13 protein-coding genes are annotated in these 23,863 nt (G+C 32.1%); 10 read left to right on the forward strand and 3 right to left on the reverse strand.

Features of this window, described 5'->3' with window-relative positions:
* Positions 1-109: 109 nt before the first annotated feature.
* From EI427_RS03905 to EI427_RS03920, 4 genes are read left to right on the forward strand one after another with little or no spacing between them, the layout of a single operon-like run.
* On the forward strand, positions 110-1,204 hold the full coding sequence (locus tag EI427_RS03905) for an ABC transporter permease (RefSeq protein ID WP_126611833.1): 1,095 nt from the start codon (positions 110-112) through the stop codon (positions 1,202-1,204).
* 10 nt (positions 1,205-1,214) lie between these two features.
* Positions 1,215-2,099: an ABC transporter ATP-binding protein gene (locus tag EI427_RS03910; RefSeq protein WP_126611835.1), complete on the forward strand. Its 885-nt coding sequence runs from the start codon at positions 1,215-1,217 to the stop codon at positions 2,097-2,099.
* A gap of 47 nt (positions 2,100-2,146) precedes the next feature.
* The gene (locus EI427_RS03915; RefSeq protein ID WP_126611837.1) at positions 2,147-2,974 is read left to right on the forward strand and encodes an ABC transporter ATP-binding protein; all 828 of its coding nucleotides are present in this window, start codon (positions 2,147-2,149) and stop codon (positions 2,972-2,974) included.
* Between the two features lie 47 nt (positions 2,975-3,021).
* Entirely contained in the window at positions 3,022-4,683 is a 1,662-nt protein-coding gene (locus tag EI427_RS03920) for a SpoIIE family protein phosphatase (RefSeq protein WP_126611839.1), read from the forward strand.
* 62 nt (positions 4,684-4,745) lie between these two features.
* Here EI427_RS03920 and EI427_RS03925 read toward each other — a convergent pair whose 3' ends face one another.
* On the reverse strand, positions 4,746-5,456 hold the full coding sequence (locus tag EI427_RS03925; RefSeq protein WP_126611841.1) for a hypothetical protein: 711 nt from the start codon (positions 5,454-5,456) through the stop codon (positions 4,746-4,748).
* 535 nt (positions 5,457-5,991) lie between these two features.
* On the opposite strand from EI427_RS03925, the gene EI427_RS03930 reads away from it, so the two are divergent.
* A complete protein-coding gene (locus EI427_RS03930; protein ID WP_126611843.1) occupies positions 5,992-8,946 on the forward strand; it encodes a glycoside hydrolase family 19 protein in 2,955 nt (984 codons plus the stop codon).
* Between the two features lie 31 nt (positions 8,947-8,977).
* Complete coding sequence (locus tag EI427_RS03935) at positions 8,978-10,984, forward strand: T9SS type A sorting domain-containing protein (protein ID WP_126611845.1); 2,007 nt, start codon at positions 8,978-8,980, stop codon at positions 10,982-10,984.
* Between the two features lie 63 nt (positions 10,985-11,047).
* Here EI427_RS03935 and EI427_RS03940 read toward each other — a convergent pair whose 3' ends face one another.
* Positions 11,048-12,049 carry an aldo/keto reductase gene (locus EI427_RS03940; RefSeq protein WP_126611847.1) on the reverse strand — a complete coding sequence of 334 codons (1,002 nt, stop codon included), beginning with the start codon at positions 12,047-12,049 and terminating at the stop codon, positions 11,048-11,050.
* Between the two features lie 673 nt (positions 12,050-12,722).
* Here EI427_RS03940 and EI427_RS03945 point away from each other — a divergent pair.
* Complete coding sequence (locus EI427_RS03945; protein ID WP_126611849.1) at positions 12,723-13,463, forward strand: DUF1707 SHOCT-like domain-containing protein; 741 nt, start codon at positions 12,723-12,725, stop codon at positions 13,461-13,463.
* 202 nt (positions 13,464-13,665) lie between these two features.
* Here EI427_RS03945 and EI427_RS03950 read toward each other — a convergent pair whose 3' ends face one another.
* A complete protein-coding gene (locus EI427_RS03950) occupies positions 13,666-17,610 on the reverse strand; it encodes a hybrid sensor histidine kinase/response regulator transcription factor (protein ID WP_126611850.1) in 3,945 nt (1,314 codons plus the stop codon).
* A gap of 309 nt (positions 17,611-17,919) precedes the next feature.
* Between EI427_RS03950 and EI427_RS03955 the strand changes: the two genes are divergently transcribed.
* The 3 genes from EI427_RS03955 (at position 17,920) to EI427_RS03965 (ending at position 23,806) form a co-directional block, all read left to right on the forward strand.
* Complete coding sequence (locus tag EI427_RS03955) at positions 17,920-19,128, forward strand: hypothetical protein (protein ID WP_126611852.1); 1,209 nt, start codon at positions 17,920-17,922, stop codon at positions 19,126-19,128.
* Positions 19,129-19,206: 78 nt separating this feature from the next.
* Positions 19,207-22,218: a SusC/RagA family TonB-linked outer membrane protein gene (locus EI427_RS03960; protein ID WP_126611854.1), complete on the forward strand. Its 3,012-nt coding sequence runs from the start codon at positions 19,207-19,209 to the stop codon at positions 22,216-22,218.
* Between the two features lie 19 nt (positions 22,219-22,237).
* Positions 22,238-23,806 (forward strand): RagB/SusD family nutrient uptake outer membrane protein, encoded by a 1,569-nt coding sequence (locus EI427_RS03965; RefSeq protein WP_126611856.1) that lies wholly within the window; start codon positions 22,238-22,240, stop codon positions 23,804-23,806.
* Positions 23,807-23,863: the final 57 nt, after the last annotated feature.

Here is a 23,863-nt window from a genome sequence, read left to right on the forward strand (position 1 = left end):
ACTGGCGCTGTGAAACGCCTACATTCATCAACTTAAAAAAAAAGAACAATCCTTCTTTAATAAAACAGACTAACAACAACTTAATTTCAGACACTAAAAGAATACTATAATGAAAGATAAAATATTACAAATAACAGGAATTCAAGCTTTTCTTGCTCCTTGGGTAAAGATATTTCAAGGAGAAGAAGTAAAGAAGAATATAGATACAATCGTGAAATCTTATGTATTTCCATTTTTATCAATTCTACTGTTTTTGTTAGTATGGCAGGTAAGTGCTAATTATTTATTTAATAAAGAGGCAACTGCTAAAATTGAAAAAGCAAAATTAGAACAAGGTGAAGCAGCAGCTATAGAAATGCAAAACTGTATTTACGCTGGCGATGTAAGCTGCCAACCAAACACACTACCATCTCCTGTAAAAGTATGGAATGCTTATTTATCGTTATTGGCAGATCATAATATAATTTTAGACAAAAAAGATGCATTTGCAGCTAAAGTTGCAAAAACAAATGAGAAGAGAGTAGCAGCAGGTAAAGACCCGATTACTTATACTGGTCGTCCGTCATTTGTAGATCAAATAGGTACAAGTTTAAAAACGGTATTTGCAGGCTTTTTTTTAGCAGCATTTATTGCGATTCCATTAGGTATATTAATTGGATTAAGTACAACATTAAGAACATCATTTAACTGGCTAATTCAGATTTTAAAACCAGTTTCTCCGGTAGTTTGGTTACTCTTGGTATTCATGATCATCAAAACAGTAATGTCGGATTCTGATATGGATAAGTCGTTTATGATCTCATTTATAAGTGTAGGTTTATGTTCTATGTGGGCAACATTAGTAAACACAAGTATGGGTGTTTCTTCTGTAGATAAAGATTTTGTAAACGTAGCCAAAGTATTAAAATTAAGTATAGGTCAGAATATTTTTAAGGTAGTATTACCCTCTTCTTTACCAATGATTTTTACAGGTTTACGTATTACTTTATCAGTAGCTTGGATGGTATTAATTGCAATAGAATTATTAGCACAAAGCCCTGGTTTAGGTTCGTTTGTTTGGGAGGAATTTCAGAATGGAGCAAATGATTCTAATGCTAAAATTATTGTAGCCATGTTTGTCATTGGTATGATTGGTTTTCTTTTGGATAGAATCATGATGGTTATTCAAAACATGATGTCATTTAATAAAAACGAAACTGCTTAATCGTATCACTATGGCTTATTTAGAACTTAAAAATGTAAGCAAGTCTTACGGTACAGGAAAAGATAAAGTAGAGGTATTAAAGAATATCAATTTATCTGTAGAAGAAGGAGAATTTGTAGCAATTGTTGGGTTTACTGGGAGTGGAAAAACTACTCTTATAAATCTTATCAATGGATTGGAATTTCCAGATGAAGGGGAGGTATTATTACAAGGTAAACCAATAACAGGGCCTGGACCAGATAGAGGTGTAGTATTTCAGAATTATTCTTTACTGCCTTGGTTAACAGTAGCTCAGAATATAAAATTAGCAATTGATGAAGTCTATACATCATCTTCTAAAAAAGAAAAAACAGCATTAATTAAAAAGTATGTAGATATGGTACACCTATCGCATGCAATAGATAAAAAACCTGCAGAATTGTCTGGAGGGATGCGCCAGAGAGTTTCTGTAGCAAGAGCCTTAGCCATGAACCCCAAAATGCTTTTAATGGACGAACCTTTAAGTGCCTTAGATGCCTTAACAAGAGGGACTTTACAAGAAGAGATAGTTAATATTTGGGGAGAGGATAAAAAGACGTGTTTGTTAATTACGAATGATGTTGATGAAGGGGTTGTAATGGCCGATAGGATTATTCCTTTAAAACCAGGGCCAAAGGCAGAGTTAGGTCCTAACTTTAAAGTAGACTTACCAAGACCGAGAGTTATTGCAGAAATCAATAAAAATGAAACGTACAAACATCTTAGAAATGAAATTTTAGAGTATTTGATTGCAGTTGGAGCATCTAGAAAAAGTGAAAAAACAACTTCTTACGAATTGCCTGATTTGAAACCAGTAATGCCTGGGAGAGTAAAATGGGGTATTCAAAGAAGAAAAGAAAAACAACAATTTTTTTAGATCAAGATCTATTTAAAAATCAATTAATAACGATAAAAAAGTAAATTATGATGAGTGTTTTAGAGAAAAAATTAATAGTATCGTCAACCCAAATTATTGAAGATACAAGACCAGATATGTTGGTTTGTAAAGATATTGCTAAAATTTATCCTACTCCTAAAGGTGATTATACTGTATTGTCAGACTTACAATTGACCGTAAAAAAAGGGGAGTTTATTTCTGTAATTGGTCATTCAGGTTGTGGTAAATCTACATTACTTACAATGATTGCGGGGTTAAACGACATTAGTAAAGGAAGTGTTTATGTAGATGGAGATGAAGTAAGAGGGGCAGGGCCAGATAGAGCGGTTGTATTTCAATCGCCAAGTTTATTTCCTTGGATGACTGCTTTACAAAATGTAATGATTGGCGTTAAACAGGTTTTTCCGCATGCTACAAAAAAGCAAAAACAAGATATCTGTAAATACTACCTTGATAAAGTAGGTTTAGGGAATGATTTTGATAAAAGAGCATCGGAACTGTCTCAGGGAATGCAGCAAAGAGTTGGCATTGCAAGAGCATTTGCTTTAAAACCAAAGGTGTTACTCCTAGATGAGCCTTTTGGAATGTTAGATTCTTTAACTAGAGGTGAATTGCAAGATGTATTGTTGGAGGTGTGGCAAAAAGAACAGATTACTGCAATTATGATTACTCATGATGTAGATGAATCTATCTTCTTGGCAGACCGTGTGATTATGATGACCAGTGGACCTTTTGCTAAAATTGGTGATGAACTTGCAATCCCTTTTGAACGACCAAGAAATAGAGTAGATATATTAGAACATCCAGATTACTATCAGTACAGAGGCTATTTAATGGACTTCTTGAATCATTAAAACTCACAACACACTTAAACAACACAAAATAACTAACAGCAAACAGAATGAATCATTTTTTACTAAAGAATCCGAAAAAAAGGTTTACGGCTTCATATATCACTGCCCTTTCATTAATTGCCCTTTTAAGCATAACTAGTCAACTTATAATCAGATCTGTTTTAACAGAACAAGAAAAAGATGCTAGGATTATTAATATATCTGGACGTCAGAGAATGTTAAGTCAGAAGATTAGTAAACTAGCTTTACAACTAGAAAGAGCAACTTCTGATAGAGAATATTCTTTATTGAAAAGTAAATTAGAAAATGTGATGCACCTTCTGTCTACCTCACATTATGGGCTAATGAACCGATCTGAAGAGATGGCTTTGGAAGGTGAAAATAGCGAGACAATCAAGAAAATGTTCGAAGGTATTACCGATAATTTTGAAGCAATTTTTAAAGCCGGAAATAGCATCTTATTATCCTCGCATGCCTATGAAGTTAAAGAAGATGTATCAATCATTCTAAAAAATGAGGCCTCTTTTTTGAAGCAAATGAACACTATCACTTTCCAATATGATCATGAATCTACAAGCAGAACAAAAAAAGTATCTCTAATAGAATACATTCTCTTATTTATCACTTTAGCATCTATTTTTCTGGAGGGTTTTTTCATTTTTAGACCAGCAGTTAATGCTATTGATAAATACCTTAGAGAAACGATAAGTAGAGGAATTGCATTACAAGATGCTCATGAAAATTTAATGGAATCTCAAGAGAAAAAAGAACTTGTAGAAAGAGAGTTATTTGAACAACTTCAGAAAAACCATGAGTTGCAAATCAATATAAATAAAGACTTAGAGTTAAAAATAAACGAACGAACAAGAGAAATTCAGGATCAGAAAGAAGAAATTTTACAGCAAAGTAATGAGCTAAAGTATCAAAACGATATGATTACTAAAGTGAATACTAAGCTTACGGAGAACATTAGTTATGCAAGAAAATTACAACATTCAATTTTAGGAAACCGTCAGTCTATAGTAGATCAATTTAAAGATGGGTTTATTACAAGTAAACCAAAAGATATTATTTCTGGAGATTTCTATTGGTTTTATCAAATAGATAATCTTCGTTTTTTAATTGCTGCAGATTGTACAGGACATGGTGTTTCTGCTGCTTTTATGACTATAATAGGAAATTTATTATTGAATGATATTATTACTAACCAAAAGGTTTATACACCAGATAATATACTCAATTTACTTGATATGGAATTGTATGCTTTGATGAACTTAAAGAATACAAAAAAAATACATGATGGTATGGATTTAGGACTGGTTGTAATAAATAGTGATACGAGAACTATAGAATTTTCTGGAGCAAAAAGACCTCTTTATTTTGTCGGAAAAGAGAATACAATAGAGAAATATGCAGGTTCAAAATCTACTATTGGTTATAATAGTAAATCCGTTCGGAAAGATTTTAATTCTACACTTATTCATTACCAAGGAGGAGATAGACTTTATTTAACTAGTGATGGTTTTCAAGATCAATTTGGAGGAGAATCAGACACTAAATTTATGCAGAAACGCTTTGTTGAGGTATTAAATAAAACAATTAATCTATCAATGGAGAAGCAGCAAAAAGTACTTGATACCGTATTTGAGAAATGGAAGGGGGCAAGCACTCAGACAGACGATGTGCTAGTAGTTGGGGTTGAATTGTAAAACAAGAAGGCTATTTCATTCTAAATAATGAAATAGCCTTCTTGTTTTAAAGACAATTATGTTTATTCTAGCCTATCTAATAAGACTATTTTTTTCCACCCTTCTGGATTAAGAAAAATATCATCATTTTGCTTCTCAATTACTTTTTGAATTTTTCGTACTAAACACAAACAAGTATTATAGCGCATATCAATATTCTCAGCTAGCAAAGCAACATTTACATTGTTTTTATTGTAGAATATAAAATAGAGAACGTAAAAAGATTTTTGTAAAGGAATTTTCACCCTATGGAAAATGGTATTTATTCTTTCAGATTCAACATAGTTGCATTTTTTACATCTTCTACCTTTTTCTGTTTTTGAGTATAAAAGAGATTCACATTTTTTGCAAGAATAACAATGTTCCCACTTTAGGTTATCTAAAACTTCTAAACAATATTTTTCTGAAGGGAATAACATAATAAACTCATTAAATGAGAGTAAGGAGCTATAAGAAACTTTTTCTTTATAAGTGAAATTTTCTTTTTCTAACTGCCCAATTTTTGCTTGTAGCAGGCTATTTTTAAAATTAAGAATTTTACATAATTCAGATTTTTGTTGAATTTCTTTATCCAATAAATTTTCTTTTTCAGCTTCAACAATAGCAGAAGCCTTTATTTTTTCTCTATTTAAATACTTTTTTTTTAATAAGAATACAATTAAAAATACAATGTAGGTCAGACCAGACAGTAGAAGTAATACGGTCTGTAGATGTTCGTGTAATAATTTTTTCATAGTTAGTTATATCCTTGAGTATTTCATCAACTGGTTTTGAATAATCAGAATTAAAATTTAGGTCGTAATTCTTAAAAGTTCTCATATTGATTAGTTAATGTATATTAATAATTTGATTACCTATGTGATTATACCTAAACATGAATCTTAAATTTATTATTAAATAATCAATTGATAGTTAGGTGTTTAATGTTTTTATTAAACTGTTTATTATAGATTTAAATCAATTTTTTTTTTCATTCTATTTGATCAACATTTGAGATGTGATCGAGAATTGTTTCTAACTATTTTTATTCCAAATACTTAATATTCTATCAAATCTACTACACCTTTCAACTGATAGAATAAACAATTATTAAGCTTACTATTGAATAATTTATTAGGAGGGAACTCATTTTATTAAACACCAAAATCTTACAACATTACAATGAATTATTGAATAAATAAGTACGTTTCTTTTGCTAACCTCAGGAGTAATTAGAAACCAAAGCAATCGTCAAAAAACTAATTAAATTTTATACTAACGTTCATTAATATGAAATATGCATTTAATACTACTACATTATGCTCTAGGAGTATATTGCTCACTTTTTTTATCTTTATTATTGGTAACCTTCAATTAACCGCCCAGATAAATGGGGAGGCAAACAATACAACCAATGATCACCAAAAAGAAGTAATTGGATACTTTACGCAATGGGATGCGTGGAAAGGTACAGGTAATAACCTCCCAATAAATGGAGTTTACAATCAGTTAAATTTAGATTATTCTCAATATACAATACTAAATTACTCTTTTTTTGGAGTAGCAAAAGATGGCTCTTTGCATAGTGCTGATTTAAAAAATCCAGCTATAAATAATGCCAATGAAGAACAAGACCCAGGAGAAGTTCTCCATCCAGATGTGTATAGTAGTTGGGATTACTATCTATTATTTGGAGAATTGGATTTAAAACTATCGATTGATGCAACAGCTACGGCACAAGGGTTTATAGCGCAAGGAAATGGTTGGCACAATACAGGTTGGAACATATCTGGAGATTTCCCTATTCCTTGTAAAAAAAGTAATGGAAGAAAAGGTTTACTTGAATTAGGAGAGGAGAATGGTGTAGAAATTTTAGCTTCTATTGGAGGTGCTACAATGAGTAAACATTTTCCAACTATTGCAGCAGACCCAATTAAAAGAGCTCGCTTTATTGAAGATATAAATAAACTAATGGCTTTAGGGTTTGATGGTATTGATATCAATTGGATATACCCTGGAAGAGGTGGACTTAATTTCCAAGGAACACAGGCTGACTACCATAATTTTACGCTTCTTATTCAAGATGTTAGAGCAGCTATAGGACAAGATAAATTATTAACAGCAGCGTTTAATTCCAATGCAGGACAAGACCCTTTTGAATGGAATCTACTAAGCAGGTCTATTGATTTTTTCAATATGCAGACATTTGATATTAATGGTAGTTTTTCTGAAAAAACAGGACATAACTCTCCACTACATAATTACAAATCAGATCAAAATATTTCTCTTGAAACATCCTTTAATTTAATGACAGGAGCGGGGGTTTTTTCTGAGAAAATAATACTTGGAATCCCATTTTACGGTGCAGGAATAAAGACTAATGGCAACGCAGCTTTAGGTAGACCTGTTATTGGAGCTGATACAGACACGTTTGCAGCATGGGATGGAAGGCCTTTTATAGGGCCAATTTCATATATTTATGATACATGGTCAAAACATTGGGACAATACTGCGAAAGTTCCCTATTATACTAGAAGTAATTATTTTTTGAGTATTGAAGATACTACAAGCACCAAAGAAAAGGCTCTCTTTGTAAATCAAAATGATGGAGGAGGAGTAATTATTTCTCCTGTATGGGGAGATTTAGATTTTAGTGAAGTAAGAACAATCTATGGAAGTAAATTAAGATTTTGTTTAGAAACGAAATCACCTTTTGTAAATAAAATAAATCAAACTTTTTCAGAATATTTTGAACCAGGCTTATTTTTTCAGTCGCTCGAAGACGGAGAAGTTATTTATACTTCAACATTAAAACCAATTGAAGTAATACTAAGTGCTTTTGATCAGAGTGGAATAGAGAAACAAGTAGTAACTACAGTTGATACACAAGAATTTTCTGGTACTCATTTTTCATGGACTCCATCTAGTTATGGTAGTTATACGTTATCTGCAACAAATAGTAATGGAGAATCTGAAACGAAGCAGATCACAATAGTATTTAAACAGCTAATAACACAACAAAAATATGATGAAATTTTCCCTAATCGTTTTGGCGTAAATCAAATTCTACCTGGTGAAGATTTCTTCTCTTACGCTAATTTTTTAGAGGCTATCAATAGAATGGCTAACATTAAAGTTGTTTTTGAAAGAAGGGCTACGACTAATTTGTATAGGCTTACAAGAATTGATAAAACTACAAATTCGTCTACAATTATTAGAGCAGATACAAATTTTGATGCAACCGAAAACCTATCAAAAAATATTGTAAGGCAAGAAGTTGATTACGGAACTTTTATAAATGAAGGAGATTCTACAATAAGAAAAAGAGAGTTAGCAGCTTTTTTTGCAAATATTTCTCAGGAAACAACAGGAGGTTGGGATACTGCACCAGGTGGTAGATATGCTTGGGGTTTATACTTTAGACAAGAAGTGGGGTATGAAAATGGTCAAATTGGTTATGTGGATAATACGTCAACAGTATACCCTCCAGTGGCAGGGAAATCTTATCATGGAAGAGGCCCAATTCAGTTAAGTTGGAATTATAATTATGGTGCTGCAAGTGAATTTTTATACGGTGATAAAACCATTTTACTAAATGAGCCTGAAAAAGTAATAGAAGATGGAGCGTTGGCTTTCCAGACAGCTATTTGGTTTTGGATGACTCCGCAGTTTCCGAAACCATCTGCACATGATGTAATGGTTGGAGATTGGTTACCAACTACTTATGATACACAAAATAACCGTCTACCGGGCTTTGGCGTGACCGTTAATATTATTAATGGAGGTTTAGAATGTGGTAGTGGAACAGAAATACCTAAGGTGCAATATAGAATAGGCCATTATCAAAGACATAGTGAAATACTTGATGTAACCACAGACCTTAATGGACAAAATGATTGTAATGCTTGTGGGTGTAAAGACCAAACTCCTTTTGGAGGTATAGAACCAGAACCTATTTCTGCAGCAAGAAAAACAACGAACTCTAATACGGAAGAAGAAAGTTTTATTGATCAAGAGAGTGAAAGCACAGAGTTAGTGGTTTTCCCTAACCCCTTTACAGATATATTAAAGCTAACTACGGTGAATGAAATTACCAAAATGGTACTATTTACAAATGATGGGTTATTTATAAAAGAACTCCCAATTCAGACAATTATCGATTTTAGTAATCTATCCTCTGGGACGTATCTCTTAAAAATTATGATTGGAGAAGAGGTGGTTACTAAGCAGATAATTAAACAGTAAATTTTATTTAAATTTTTAAACGATTATCAGTATGAATGTTTCTAAATTAAAAAAGCAGTTATTGTGCTTGTCATGTTTGTTATTACTTAGTTTTCAGTCTTTTGCTGATACTTTTAGTTCTGAGCTTTTAACAGACAGAGTGAACGTATATTGGAATACAAGTATGCAAGTAACATTTCGTTATAGAATTTCAGAAGGAATTTGGCAGGAAATAAGCTATGAATATGATGATAATAATAAACCTAATGGCAAAACAATTGGGGAAGGAGATGGGTTAGCACCAGGTACTAGGATAGATATTAAGCTTAGTTCAACAAATATTTGGATTCGTGATTATGAAAGAACTTATTACGTAGCTACTACACCAAGTCATGCGTATGCATCTATTCATGATGATAGAATAGTAGTACAGTGGGATGAACATAGATTTGGTAACGCTCCATTAGATATTCGATTTAAACATAGTAATGATAATTCTTGGACAAATATATTAAATCAAGCATCTGGACATATAGATTTAACACCAGGAAATGGCTTCTCGACGGGTAATGTTGAAGTTGAATATAAATTTACCAATGCCAATTGGAGTGGGAATCCAAGTAACCAATTGATAAAAGACTCCTATAAAGTGGTTTCTATAAGTTCTATTGAAGATGAAATAAAATTTACTTGGCCAAATAATAGATATGGAGGAAATTTAACTTTTGATTTCAAATATAAATATCAAGGTACTTCTGATGCTTCTTCTTATCTATACCAGCAATCTTCAGGGAATGTTACTCTAAGACCTAATAATGGTTTTATACCTCAAAATGTTGATGTATCTATTAAAGAATCGTCTTCTACTACTTGGAATACTCAAGTACATGAATTTAATAACTTGAACATGAGCTTTGTTAAAACACAAATTTATGAAGGTTATAATATTAAAGCAGAATGGTTATTAGGAAAGTATGGAAATACAGCGATCAAGTTTAGATATAGAGATTATGGATCATCTACTTGGACATACTCTGAAAATAATTCAACAGGAAGAGTTATTTTAGGTCCCTTGTCACCTGGTTTAAAAGAGATTGAAATTGCATTTCAAAATAAAGATTTCAATAATCATATTGTAGAGCATCGAATTGAAGAATATGATATTGATTTTCAATCTGTAGTAGTTGTAGATGATTATGTAAATGTGATCTGGGATAAAGACTATTATAAGAATGTACCAATAGATATTCGATATGAGTACGCAATTCCAGGAAGAGGCTATCCTGATGGACCATTTAAATGGAAATATATTGATAATCAAACATCAGGAAATACACAAATTAGAAGAGAACCTAATGGATTTGACCCGAAGATGTATTTATGGGTTCAAGTAAAATTTAGTACTTCAGATCAATGGCCATCAGAATCAACTACAGAACCAGGGTCAACAAAATTTGTTGAAATTGGGTCAACTCCTAATCATGTTTCATTTGAGGTTTCAGATAATAATACAATTATTGCAAGTTGGCCAACAGATAAATATGGAGGTCAAGATTTATACTTTCATTATAAAGGTGAAGGTGACTTCTGGACTCAGAATTTTATACCTAGCACAGAAGAGCAAAGAATAGGAAGAGCGGAATTTGCTCCTCCTGGTGGGTTTGCAAATGGTTCTACTGTAAGTGGAACGGTAACTTTTCTTGATTGGACGGGGTGTTATGAATGTGAAGAAAAGTCATTTAGTTTAACTATTCCAACTTCATCAAGTTATAGATTGAAAGAGATAGAATTTCAGCCTCAAATTATTTCTGATTCTTTTAACATTTACCCCAATCCTCTTGTAGATCAATCTACCCTAGAATTTAATCTAGGAGATCAATTAGAATACGAAATAAAAGTATATGATTTAACAGGAAGTGTTGTTCATTCTAAAAAGGGAATTGGGCAAAATGGAATCAATAAATTAAAAATTGATAAGTCAGATTTTTCATCAAAGGGTATTCATATTATAGAATTGGTTTCTGATAAACAGATTCGTAGAAAGAAAGTAATTAATTAATTAATAGGATTATATGATATAAAAAAAATCCTCCTTAATTTGATATTAGGGAGGATTTATTATTTAATTCCATTCAAGATTTTTACGAATAGACCAATATTCTTCTGGCTCTTCTATAAGTTCATCAAGCATTTGTAAATCCATTAAATCTAGCCTAAACGAAGCCCCTTTTCTATTTTGTTCAAATTGTTCTGGAGTAGAAGCACCACTAAGCACTACACTAACCCAAGGTTGAGCAATAATAAAAGAGATAGCAACGGCATCAATTGTAACATCGTGTTTTTGAGCAATAAATTCTAAGGTGGATTTATGTTTAGCAAATTGCTCTTCCGTATTTCTTGAAGTCAAACGTCCGTTAGCAACAGCTTCTTTAATAATTACTCCCCACCCTTGGTAAGCGGCTTCTTCTAACATTTTAGCAGCAGATCTCTCTAAAATATTATAGGTAGCTTGTACAGATTGGAAAAGAAATTTCTCATCACGTTTTATAGTTAATGCCTTTTTTAGCGTATCTGCTTGGTGCGGACCACTTAATGAAAGACCAATAATTGTACCTGTAGATTTTATATCCCAAAGTTGTTCTAATACATCTTTATTTTCTAAAACGCCACTTTCTAATGTAGCAGAATGGATATGGTATATTTTAAGATTATCATCTAGGTTTTCTACACTTTCTACCCATTGCTTTCTTAAAAGATCTACCGTATGACTTTTAATTTCATGGTGTTCTGCTTTTACATTCCATTCGGCAGTATATTCGTAGCCCCATTTAGAACCAACCACATATTTACTTTTATCTTTTTGTTCATTTAGCCAAGAAGCTACAAATTGTTCTCCTTTTCCATAACTTCTTGCAGTATCAAAATAAGTTACTCCTGCATTTGCAGCAGCAGTCATTACCTCTGAAGTTCTTTCTTTCATGAAATCAGAATCGTAGTTTTCTTGTAAGTCAATTCCATGGCCTAAATTAATATAGCCTGGTCTTCCTAAAGCAGCAACACCTAAACCAATTCTTGAAACGTATAAATTTGTTTTCCCGAAGGGGACTATTGATAACTTACTCATATATTTTTTTATTCGATATCGTCTAATTTAATCACCTTACACATAGAAATAGAAGTTATACTACTATTTCGGATTTTTTGATATGGTTCTTTAAATATCATCAAAATTTATTTTAATCATAAATTATATAATTAAAGATACAGAAATCTTTAATTAACATGTATTTCCAATCTTTTTTAAATTATTTTTTCCGTATTAATTACACTTATTATTAAGCGATATTTAAAAAGAAAGACTACTCTATTTACGAGTTTTCAATTAGAACTTTATTTCTTTCAAAATTTGTAAATAGCATGGTTTTTAAGTGTAAAAAATACTTGATAAAATGTTTGGTAATAATAAGGGTAAAATATACATTTGAAGTATCAAAATAAGACATACAAAATACCATATATAAATACATTTGACATGAAGAATTTAACAATCGCATCATTAGTAATCGTTTCAGGATTCGTAATTGCATTTGCGGTATCGGTACTTTAAAGATATACTAATCTTAACCTATAGAAAGACACATATTTTATTAACACAATCAGCCTATTGGATTCGTTCAATAGGTTTTTTTTGTTATTTCTATTTTTATAAATAATTACGTCTTATTTTTAAGGAAATAACAACAAGTGTCAAAAATAGCTTTCTATAAAAGAAGGCACATTAACAGAGTTTTTATACTATGAAACATTCTTCTCAATTCGGGTTACCCAAAAAAAGGCAAAAAGCCTTAGACTTACTCCAGAAAGCATTTTCTGATGGAGATTTAGATGAAAATGATTATGAAAACCGCCTTGAGTTGGCTATGAAAGCAGATTCAGGAGAAGCATTAAAATTAGTTTTTTCAGATTTTCCAGATCAATATGTACATCAAATAACGAGTTCAAAGGTTGTAGGCAAACCTGTAACAGCTACTAAATTAGTTGTTCACCAGAATGTAGATAAACTCTCTTTAAATATTCTAGGAGGAAAAAATACAGTAATACATAGATTGTCAGAAGTTCCTTCTCGCTTTTTTACTATTGTAGGTGAGCAAAAAATTTCATTTTCTTCGGAAGAATTAACCAATGCAGAAGCGAGTTTTGAAATTGTTACTGTGGTTGGAGAAACGAAGATAGATTTAAGAGCACATTGTTTAGAAGGAGCTGTTCTTAATTTACGTTTAACTAAAGTACTCGGAGAAGTAAATATTAAAGTAGCTAGAGGTACACGCGTTGTAGACCAAACAAAAAAAGTACTTAGTGAGTATAAATATGGCTTGAAAAGTAAAAGCTGGAAAAAAAGGTTCATGAAAACATTTTCTTCTGATGATGAGAAAAATGAAATCGCACAGTCTAATGATGCACCTACAGTTAATTGTACTGTGATTTTAGAAGGACTTTGCGTTTTAGGTACAGTAAATATTACGGAGTATGATGTGTAATTAAAAGTTTTGGTAATGAGGAGTTACATATTTAATTACAATTAAAGTATCATTCTCCCTGTTATTACTCTAAATATGTATAGCTCCCCGTAAATAATTACACTATATTTTAATTATTAGCCTTTTTATCTTTTTTAAAGATGTATGCAATCCCGTAATAATATGTGTTTTTACACTTATAAATTTAGTGTGTAGTGTTATACTAATCACTTTCTTTTTGGTGCTCCTTTCTATATTGGGAAGGAGAGAGTTCGTATTTCTTTTTAAAACTCGTTCTAAAATATTTTGCATCAGAGAAGCCAACTTTCATCATTACTTCTGCTACAGGTAAATTACTTTTAGCAAGAAGCTTAGCAGCAAATTTGATTCTGAAATTTCTTAAAAATTCAGAAGAGGACATCCCTGTTTGTTGTTTAATCTTTTTGTATAATGAGGATTGACTAATACCTATTTCATCTTGAATACTTTGTACTTTAAAATCAGGATTAGACATATTGTTTTCAATCAGGTCTGTGATTTTAGCAATTAAGATTTCATCTTCATTTACCGGTACAACTTCTTTTGTTTCTGTGAGAATTTCATTTCTGTAGATATTTTTAAAATACTGTCTACTGTTAATTAAATTCTGAATATGGGTTTTTAAGATCGAAATATGGAACGGTTTAGAGATACATAAATCTGCACCAGCCTTTAAGCCGTTTACTTTATTTTTTTCTGTAAGATGAGAAGCAATTAAGATACTTGGAATGATGGCTAATTTTGCATCTTTTTTCAACCTTTTAATAATATCAATTCCAGACCCAGAGTTGAGTGTATTATCAATAAGTATAATATCTGTATCGTTCTTTCCTAAATACTGAAACAGCTCAACAGAATTATCAAATGCTACAATATTATATTCACTTAAAATTGAGGAGAAAAAGGCAACAGTATCTTTGTTATCATCTAACAATGTAATTGTATGGGCAGTTTTATCTAGTTTATCTGTTGACGTATTATCTGCAATTAACTCATTATTAAAATAAAATTGACCATTTTCTTCAGCATCTAACTTTATTTCATCAGTAGTATAAGTCTCTTTATCAATAGGAATGGTAATACAGATTCTATTCGAAGTTGAACTTGGAAGTAGGAGAGAACCTTTGTGTTTTTTCAGAAACCATTCACTCATTGGAATACCAATTAAAGCTGTCTTTCTCATTTCAAGATCAATTTTTTTCTCCCTCATTTCTCCATCAATTAGATAGAGGTTTATGTTGGCATAATTGATTTGATTATTTTCAGTAACATCAATAACAATTAGAAGCTGATCTGATGTTGTTGCATTTTGAAATACAGTGAGGAATAAAAAGTGAAGAATTGTTTCAATTTTCTCTATATCAAACCAAGCTGTAATATCGTTTTCAGGTAATTGAATATCTATTTTCACACCTAATTGAGCGGCTTGTAATAAGAATGATTCTCTAAAATTTAGTAAGAAAGTAGAAAGATTATACTGGTAAACTTCTAATTTAAAATGTTGCTCGTCTCTATCTTTATTTGATAAAATAAAACGAACTATGTTATGCATTTTAGATGCATTTAAATACAATAATTGCAACTGTTTACGTAAGGCAGGTGAGGTATTGGTATTGTTATGAATCATATTTTCCAAAGGCATCAGTAACTGATTAATTGGTGTGTTAAGTTCATTGATAATATCTTCGTAAACCTCTTTATTTTCTTTGTGTAAATTAGTCTGCTCTTCTTGAAGCTTTAATTTTGATCGTATTTCTGCTCTTTTTCCTGTAAAGTCTTTCCAATACCAAGCACCAAGAATAATTATACAGAAGTAGAGTAATTTAGCCCACCATGTAGCCCAAATTGGAGGAAGCACTTTTATTTCTAAAGTTGCAGGTTTACTCCATTTACCACCAATACTTTTTGTAGATACATTAAATTGATATGCTCCAGGATTAATATTACTGTAATTAGCAGAGTTATTTTTACCCACCAAATTCCAGTCACTATCTAAGCCCTTCATAAAGTACCTATATTGTAATGCATCGTGGTTTCTATAATCAATTCCTTGAAAAGCGATAGAGAATTGTGCTTCCTCACTATCCAAAGTAATAGATTTAGTATCTGAAATATTCTTTAGTAGAATTTTAGATTTATCGTTCGCTCTTATTGTTTTGTTATAGACCTCCAATTTTGTGAGTAAAATTTGAGGAGGTAAAACACTAATTTTGATGTTCTTAGGATGAAAGTAATTTAAACCACCTGCACCGCCAAAATAAATAGTCCCGTCTTTTCCAATAGCTCTAGAACCATCCATAAAATCATGTTGTTGAATCCCTTCATCAATACCATGTTTGGTTATTGTATTTTTAATGTAATTAAAAGCTACAATTCCATGGTTAGTTGTTAACCAAAGCACTCCATTTTTATCTTGTTGGATTGCATGAATTATGTTAGTCGATAAGGATGGATGTATCTTAAATTCTTCAAGTCTTTTTTCTTTATAATGATAGGCAAGTAAACCTTTATCAAAAGAGCCGATCCAAAGAATAGGAGCGTTATTATCAAAAAACAGATCGAAGGTAATCTCAATGTCAAAAGGTAGTTTAACTTTAAGAAGTTTGTTACTTTGCTTGTCGTAAGTAAATATTCCACCATCACCATAAGTACCAAACCACACTAAATTGTCTTTTGATGTAATGGAACGAATATCCATTGTACGCGTCGCATCAATAGAGATTGCCTTGTTTTCTTTTTCATTAATAAAATGTAATCCTCCACGGTTTGTACCCACCCATAATGTAGAATCGTTATCTTCAGCTAAAGCTCTAACATCATTTTTTAATAATCCATTATCAATAGTATAATGAATAAACTTGTCAGTTATGGTATCATATTTATTTAGTCCTCCAGAGTAAGTACCAAACCATAGTTCACCTTTTTTAGTAGTTAGAGCAGAAATAATATTATTATCAGAAAGAGAACTTTCATTTCCATCATGAATATACTTCTTGGTCGTTTTATTATCTAAGTTGTATTTCGTAATACCTTGTCCGTCTGTACCTGCCCAAATATTATTCTTCTTATCTAAGGTGATACCCCAAATAATATTACTACTTAAAATGTCTTTTTTTATGAGTTTGAAAGTATGGTACTGATCTTTTAATAAGTATACACCTCTTCTTTGTGTACCCACCCAGATATTGTGCTGAATATCTTCGTAAATAGAACGAATAGATTGATTGGTAATTTCATGGTGTAGTGCCACCCTTGTTAACTGATTATTTGTTTTGGCAGAGATTTTCCATAAACCATTTAACTCTGTACCTATCCAAATATCACCTTTAGAATCTGAATGGATAGAGAGTATTGTTGTATTAAAAAAAGCTCTTTTATGAACGGAAAATAACGTTTTAGATTTGGCATCGTATTTTGCAATGCCTTTAGAAGTTCCCACCCAAATATTATTCTCTTTATCTTGAGTAATGCAGTACACTTTTTTAGAAGGAACCTGATTTACTCCATTACCAATTGGAAAAGTGGTAATGTAATGGTTTGTCATATTTATTAGATCAATACCAGTTTCTTTATTCGTTACCCATACTAGCCCTGTAGTTTTATCAATACCAATTTTTTCTATCTGATTTGAGGAAAGAGAGATTGAAGAACTTCCTAGATACCAATGTTCAATAATAGAATACTGATTATCTATTAAATAAATACCAAAATTATTTACACCAATTAAAGTCAGGTTATCATTTAATTTTTTGATATGAGAAATTGTTTTGTTTTCTAACTCAGGTAAAGCATTGATAATTTTTTCATGTACCTGATCTATAACCCTTAATCCTTTAGTAGTTCCTACCCAAACTTCTTTAGGCGATTTAATTTCTATAGAAGTAATAAAGTGCGATGGTAAACTATCTCTATAAATGGGTTGAACAAGATTGAAGTTATTGCCATCAAAAATACTTAAGCCGCTTTCTGTAGCTAACCAAATTAAACCATAGTCATCTTGTTCAATTTGATAAACGGTATTATGTGATAGTCCATCTAATGTTGTGTAATTATTAGACGACTGACCAATACAGATAGAGCTAAATAATAGTAAAGCTCCAATAAAGAGTAGTTTAGTTTTGTAAATCATTAGGTTGAAAACCTGAGTTTCTTTTGTGTGGTTGTATATATGTAGTAAAAATAACACTTAAAGTTTTAGGGTGAAATGATTCTATGATAATAAAATTTAAGTGTCTGTATTATAGGGTTTTGGGTATTTTTGAAATTGTTAAATTACTGATTTGCACCTTTTGTAATGGTATGTATAAATAAGGAGGTAATGATTTGACCCTCTGATTAAAATAATTAAAAGACCCTTTTATGAGATGCACTTTTCATATTTGTAAACGTAAAAGCAACATGAAATGAATTTATTACCTTCAATAGTTTCAATTGACGTATGAAAACTAAACTTTACTTATTAAATATCCTGCTGATTGGTTTACTCTTCCAATCTTGTACTAAGGATGAAATCAACGATCCTACTAACCCTGTTATTAATACAGCAGAAACAGTAGACGTAACTAGAGGCGAGAATATGCAAATTCAAGCCACTTTTTCTCATGATATGGGAATTAGTAATGTACACTTGTATCAGCCTGAGTGGGACCTAGATAGAGTAATAGAGTTAAAGGATGAAATGCCTAAAACTTATGAATTGGATTATACTTTTGCTGTTCCTGCAGATGCTAAAGATGAAGCATCAATAGAATTAACAGCAACAAGTATCGGTGGAAACACGACAAAAGCTACACAGTTAGCAAAGGTGACAGATTCACAAAATATCTATTTACATGGACATAATTTAGTAGGTGTAGATGCAGAATGGACAACACCTTCTACAGCAATTTTAATGACAAGATCTGCTACCAACCCTAATTTATATTCTACAGTAGTAGAATTTGTTGGGAATGGAGGAGATGGCTGGGGTTCTACTTTGGCTATTTTAGGACAATCTTCTGGAGTTCTACCTTTTAATGCTGTTGTTGATGTCGAAAATTTAGACGCTGCTTATCATGATACTAATTGGTGGTGGAACGGTAATAACTATGAAGAAGCATCTAATTATCCTGGTTATGTAATATTTGATGCAGATGCAGGTAATATGACAATACCAATGATAAAGCAAGATGATGCTAGTATTCCTAACTGGGACTCAGAACCAGGTTTTTATAATCTACAACCGTTGGCCTTTTATGATAATCCTGGAAAATACGAAGTTGTTTTCAATTTGGAATCAATGGAATTAACAATTAGCATGACAGAAGCACCACTACCTCCGGTAGAAGCAGATATGTATATCGTTGGAGGTGGTTTTCCTGAATATTCTCAATGGTGGAGTCCAGAAGATGGTATTCCTATGGTCACTACTGCAGAAGGAGAGTATTCTATTACAAACCTTCAAATAGAAGCTGGTGCTGAAATGAAATTCTTAGGACAAAATGACGATTGGAGTCCTTATAATTACGGATGGGTAACAAAAGGAAATGACCCAACAGTAGCAATGCTTAACGCTGATAATTCAGAACCTTTACAATTTGACGAAGCAGGTTATTATGATATTGTTTTTAATACAAACGATATGACTTGTACAGTTACAAAACAATAAAAGACTAAACATTAGACCGAGTGAGTAAGTAAGCTTACTTACTCGGTTCTACTCTCAATATCAAACTCCTCATTTAAAATGAATAAACGATTATTATTTTTATTCCTAGGAATAATTACGGCACTAAATACATTCGCCCAAGAGCAAACAATCTCTGGGGAAGTAGTATCAACAGTTGGAGAACCATTAATTGGAGTAACTGTTTTAATTAAAGGAACTACTACTGGTTCTACAACAGATTTTGATGGTAAATATACACTTAACGCAAAATCTGGAGATATATTAGTTTACTCTTATATAGGTTACTTTTCTAGAGAAATTACAGTAGGAAATCAATCAAAATTAAACATTACATTAGAAGAAGATGCAGCTCAGTTAGAAGAGGTAGTTGTAGTTGGTTACGGTACTCAGAAAAAGAGTGAAGTATCTTCTGCTATTTCAACAGCAGACGGAGATGATTTAAGAAAAATGGCAACTTCTGATGTAGCAACTTCACTTCAGGGTAGAGTAAGTGGTGTACAGGTTTCTCAATCTGGTACAGCTCCTGGGCAATCTCCTAATATTAATATTCGTGGTATTAGTACATTAAATGGTAACACGCCATTATATGTTGTTGATGGAGCAATTGTAGAAGATATTACATTCTTAAGTCCTAAAGACATAGCAGAAATTCATGTATTAAAAGATGCAGCATCGGCAGCAATATATGGATCAAGAGGTTCTAATGGTGTTATTGTTGTAACTACAATAAAAGGAACTGAGGGAACAATGCATGTTTCTATAGATGCATCAGCAGGTGTTCAACAAATTGCAAGACTACCGAAAACAGCAAATGCAGCAGAATATAGAGAAGCAATGAAATTAATTGGTAGTTCTACTTCTTTAGGGAATGCAGATACCAATTGGTTTAATGAAGTTGTAAATGAAGCAGCACCAATTCAAGATTACAACATTAATATTACTGGAGGTTCAGAAAAAATTAGATACAATTTTAGTGGTAACTATTATACACAAGAAGGTGTATTGAAAGGTTATGACTATGAAAGATTTACGGGTCGTTTTGGTATTGATGTTCAACTAACAGATAAAATTACAGTAGGCCAGTCTGCTTCTATAACACCTTCTAAATCAATTAATGGTGTTGGTGGTATTCCTTTTTCAGCAGTACGTCTTCGTCCAACAGATGCAGTTTTCAAGCCAATTGATGAGCAAAAGGGATTAAATGAATATAGCATCTATGCAGCGTCAACAAATGATGTTGGTAACTTAGTGGGTAGTGTAGCTAGAAATGATAATTACGAAAAGCAAAATAAGATTTTCTCTAATACCTATTTAAACTATGAGATTATTGAAGGTTTAGCTTTTAAAACTCAATTAGGTTATTACTACAGTACTTGGCAATCTAATAGCTTTAGTCCTGAGTTTTATATTGGAGCAAATGATTTTAACAAGGTAACTTCTGCAAGTAGAGATCAAAATATAAAAAGTAATTATGTGTGGAATAACACTTTAACTTATCAAAAAGTATTTGGTAAACATAGTGTATCTGGTATGATTGGTATGGCAATGGAAAGAGCAAATCATCAAACATCTGGAGCATCTGGATTAAATATCCCAAGTAATAACATTAATTTAAGATATCCAGAGGCAGCACAAGATGGCTTTAGAGGATGGGGTACAAATTATATCAATTCATTGGCTTCGGGTTTTGCTCGTCTTTCATACTCTTACGATGAACGTTACTTCATGACAGCCAACTTTAGAATGGATGGTTCATCTCGTTTTCCAAAAGAGAATAAATGGGCATCTTTTCCTTCAATCTCTTTAGGTTGGAATGCATCAAACGAAGAATTTTTAGCAGATGCTGATTGGTTATCTCAATTAAGACTTAGAGGTAGCTGGGGACAAGTGGGTAACCAAGCTATAGAAGATAATAATGCCTATTTAACAACACTGAGTAATTACGATTATGTTTATGGTGTTGATGGAAATAGAGCATCGGGCTTAGCTCCAAGTAATATTGGAAATGCAGGTTTAAAATGGGAAACTGTAGAAGATATTGATATTGGAATCGATGTAGGTATTTTGAACGATAAATTTACTGCAACATTTGATTGGTTTGATAGAACAACACAAGACATGTTAATGTTGAAAAATGTTCCTCCTCATTTAGGTTTCCCGGGTCATACAGGAGAAATCTATGCCAATGTAGGTAGTATGAATACAAGAGGATGGGATGCAAGTGTATCTTATAACTTAAGTAAAACGGATTGGTCTTTTGGAGCAACTTTAAACTTGTCTCAAGCAAAATCAAAAATTGTTGCATTATCTAAAGAAGGAGAATCACTTTACGGTGGAGATTCACAAAGAGTGAATAATATGACAAAAACTTCTGTAGGTAGTACAGTTGCAGGTTTCTATGGTTTTGTTCATGATGGAGTCTTCCAAAACCAAAAAGAATTGAATAGCCATGCAACAAACGAAGGGAAACTAATTCAGCCAAATGCAGCTGTTGGCGATATCCGTTTTAAAGACCTGAATGGTGATGGTGTTATTTCTGATGAGGATAGAAAATATATTGGTAATCCAGAACCAGATGTAGTATTTGGTTTAACTTTAAATGGTACATACAAAGGGTTTGATTTATCAATGACTTTCCAAGGAACATACGGAAATGATATTATTAATGGTATGGCACCTTATACATATTCAGGAGATTTAGGAAATACAAATATCCAACAAGGAGTTGTAGATAGATCTTGGTCTGGAGAAGGGTCTACAAATTTATATCCTCGTTTAGACGGTGCAAGCCAAACAGCCAACTTTCACAGATTCTCAAAATTATATATTCAAGATGGTTCTTTCTTGAGATTACAAAATATTCAAATCGGATACACATTTAATAACCTTAAAAGCGTTGACCGTTTAAGAATTTTTGCTTCTGCTCAAAACCTATTTACGATTACAGGTTACGATGGGATGGACCCAGATGTATCAGGTGGATCAAATGGTCTTTTAGACAGAGGTATCGATTGGGGTGAATACCCTACACCAAGAACTTTCATGATGGGTGTAAATTTTAACTTCTAATCAATCAAACAAGACAAAAATGAAAACATTAGCAAAATATATAATTAGTTCTGTTCTACTTGTAGGCAATGTTGGGTGTGCAGATTACTTGGATAATCCACCTCAAGGAATTCAAACTATTGATAATTTCTACGATAATGAAAATCAAGCTACTCAAGGCTTAATGTCGGCGTATTATTGGTTAAGTGGAGATGATTGGTATTATAAAGATTGTTTCCGATTTATAGGTGATGTTTGTTCTGATGATGCTTTTGATGGTTATTCTGATCAATTAGACCTTACATTACTTTCAAAATTTGATATTACACCTCAAAATGAATGGTTAGACACAGAATGGAATTATAGCTACAAAGGTATTTTTCATGCTAACATAGTAATTGATAGAGTACCAAATGCACCATTTGATGATCAAGAAGTAAAAGATCAAATAGTTGCAGAAGCTAAAGTGTTAAGAGCCTACCAATATTTTGGTTTAGTAAGAAATTTTGGAGGAGTAATTTTAATGGATTCTGAATCGACGGAAGAAGACTCAAATAAACCTAGAAGTACGGAAGCTGAAACATGGGCATTTATAGAAGCTGATTTGTTAGCAGCTATTCCACATTTACCAACAAGGGGCGAGCAAGGATCAGAGGAGCTTGGTAGAGTGACAAAAGGAACAGCTCAAGCTCTTTTGGCAAAAGTATATTTATACCAAGAAAAATGGGCAGAGTCTTTAGCACAATCAAAAGAAGTTATGAACTCTGGGTATGCTTTAGAAGCTAACCTTGCAACTCTTTGGGATGGAACAACAAGAAATTCATTAGAATCAATTTTTGAAATACAAACTTCTAATGATATGTCATTTGCATTGGGTACTTCATTCCCAACAGTTTCAGGCTCGCGTAATGAGAAAAATGGTAATGTAGGTGGATGGGGATTTGACACACCTTCAAGTGACCTTGATAATGCTTTTGATGCTGATGATCCAAGAAGAGGTTTTACTATTATTCGTAATATGGATAAATTAGATGCAGATGGAAATCCAGATGTGAATGGAACTCCTTATTATACATTTGCAGATAATGATACAGATGGTTCTAATGCTTCGGGAAGAATAAACAGAAAATATTTCTTAAAATCTTCAGCAAGAACAGGTCAGTATTGGAATGATCCTTATCAATATAAAATTATTCGCTATGCGGATGTTCTTTTAATGGCAGCAGAAGCAGCTTATCATACTGGTGATCAAAGTTCTGCTAAGAATTATGTAAATCAAGTACGTCAGAGAGCAATTGATAATGCAGCAACAGGGCATGGAATGACATTAATTTCATCAACAGGTAATCAATTACTGTTAGACATTTATAAAGAACGTCGTTTAGAATTAGCTATGGAAGGTGAACGTTTTTATGATTTAAAAAGAACAGGACGTATGACTCAAGTAATTGGTGATTTTGTTGACTATAACATGAATTCAAATACTGATTACGATGCAGGTAATAATAAAGGGTCGTTATGGAATGAAAGTAAGCATATCTTTTTCCCTATTCCACAAACTCAAATAGATTTATCTAACGGAGCTGTTAAACAGAACCCTGGATATTAAAGAGTAATTAACCCAATATACTATCAAGGTACTCCCAATAAAAGGGAGTGCCACAAA

Source organism: Flammeovirga pectinis (genome assembly GCF_003970675.1).
In the GTDB taxonomy this organism is placed as follows: Bacteria; Bacteroidota; Bacteroidia; order Cytophagales; family Flammeovirgaceae; genus Flammeovirga; species Flammeovirga pectinis.

Coding starts and splice junctions, on each gene's coding strand:
- EI427_RS03905 (WP_126611833.1), top strand. CDS start 110: ATGAAAGATAAAATATTACAAATAACAGGAATTCAAGCTTTTCTTGCT.
- EI427_RS03915 (WP_126611837.1), top strand. CDS start 2,147: ATGATGAGTGTTTTAGAGAAAAAATTAATAGTATCGTCAACCCAAATT.
- EI427_RS03965 (WP_126611856.1), top strand. CDS start 22,238: ATGAAAACATTAGCAAAATATATAATTAGTTCTGTTCTACTTGTAGGC.
- EI427_RS03925 (WP_126611841.1), bottom strand. CDS start 5,456: ATGAAAAAATTATTACACGAACATCTACAGACCGTATTACTTCTACTG.
- EI427_RS03960 (WP_126611854.1), top strand. CDS start 19,207: ATGAATAAACGATTATTATTTTTATTCCTAGGAATAATTACGGCACTA.
- EI427_RS03950 (WP_126611850.1), bottom strand. CDS start 17,610: ATGATTTACAAAACTAAACTACTCTTTATTGGAGCTTTACTATTATTT.
- EI427_RS03945 (WP_126611849.1), top strand. CDS start 12,723: ATGAAACATTCTTCTCAATTCGGGTTACCCAAAAAAAGGCAAAAAGCC.
- EI427_RS03920 (WP_126611839.1), top strand. CDS start 3,022: ATGAATCATTTTTTACTAAAGAATCCGAAAAAAAGGTTTACGGCTTCA.
- EI427_RS03910 (WP_126611835.1), top strand. CDS start 1,215: ATGGCTTATTTAGAACTTAAAAATGTAAGCAAGTCTTACGGTACAGGA.
- EI427_RS03935 (WP_126611845.1), top strand. CDS start 8,978: ATGAATGTTTCTAAATTAAAAAAGCAGTTATTGTGCTTGTCATGTTTG.
- EI427_RS03955 (WP_126611852.1), top strand. CDS start 17,920: ATGAAAACTAAACTTTACTTATTAAATATCCTGCTGATTGGTTTACTC.
- EI427_RS03930 (WP_126611843.1), top strand. CDS start 5,992: ATGAAATATGCATTTAATACTACTACATTATGCTCTAGGAGTATATTG.
- EI427_RS03940 (WP_126611847.1), bottom strand. CDS start 12,049: ATGAGTAAGTTATCAATAGTCCCCTTCGGGAAAACAAATTTATACGTT.